Source organism: Micromonospora sp. ATLC16, from assembly GCF_057196645.1.
On sequence record NZ_JBXUOW010000167.1, the window covers coordinates 1 to 989 of the forward strand.

Genomic DNA, 989 nt, shown 5'->3' on the forward strand with positions numbered 1-989 from the left:
GATCTAGACGAGCAGGCCCGCGACCGGCTCGGGTTCGATCATGGGGTGCCGGTGGGCACGACGGTGTGGCGGCTGCTGACTCGCCTGGACGACGGGCTGCTGTCCACCGTCCTGGCAGGTTGGCTGACCGCCCGCGCCCGGCCGGTGACCACGCCTCGGCCACACCGGTACCGGACGGTGATCGCCGTGGACGGGAAAACCCTTCGGGGTGCCCGCCGCCGCGACGGCGGCCAGGTCCACCTGCTCTCCGCGCTGGACACCAGCACCGGCATCGTCCTGGCCCAGGTCACCATCGCCGCGAAGTCGAACGAAATCCCCGCATTCGCGCCGCTGCTCGACGCGGTCGAGACCGTGTTGGGCACCCTGACCGGCCTGCTGTTCATCGCCGACGCGCTGCACACCCAGACCGCCCACGCCGACGAGATCGCCGCCCGCGGCGCCCACCTGATGATCCCCACGAAAGGCAACCAGCCCACCCTGTTCGCCCAGCTCAAAGCCCTACCCTGGTCCGACGTCCCACTCGGCGACCGCCGCCGCGACACCGGGCACGGCCGCCGCGAGACCCGCACCGTCAAAGCCATCACCGTGCACACCCCAGGCGGAATCGGGTTCCCTCACGCGCAGCAGGCCATCCGGATCATCCGGACCCGCACCACCGGCGGGAAGACCAGCCGCGAGACCACCTACTTCACGGTGTCTCTACCCGCCGAGCAGGCCCAACCCGCCGACCTGCAGGACTGGGCCCGGCGCGAATGGCACATCGAGAACCGCGTACACCACGTCCGGGACGTCACGTTCCGTGAAGACCTCCACCAAGCCCGCACCGGCACCGGACCCGCCATCCTGGCCACCCTGCGCAACACCTCGATCGGCTACCACCGCACGAACGGCGAGGCCAACATCGCCCGCGCCACCCGACGCGCCAACCGCCGCCCACACGACCTCATCACCGCCGTGACCAGCGTCTATCCGACAACGCAATGACCCTG

1 protein-coding gene is annotated in these 989 nt (G+C 70.5%); it reads left to right on the forward strand.

The window, feature by feature from the left end; translation table 11 throughout:
* The coding region (locus AC2CHE_RS26885) for an ISAs1 family transposase (protein WP_484507616.1) at window positions 1-984 on the forward strand (984 nt) is incomplete at its 5' end.
* Window positions 985-989 lie beyond the last annotated feature (5 nt).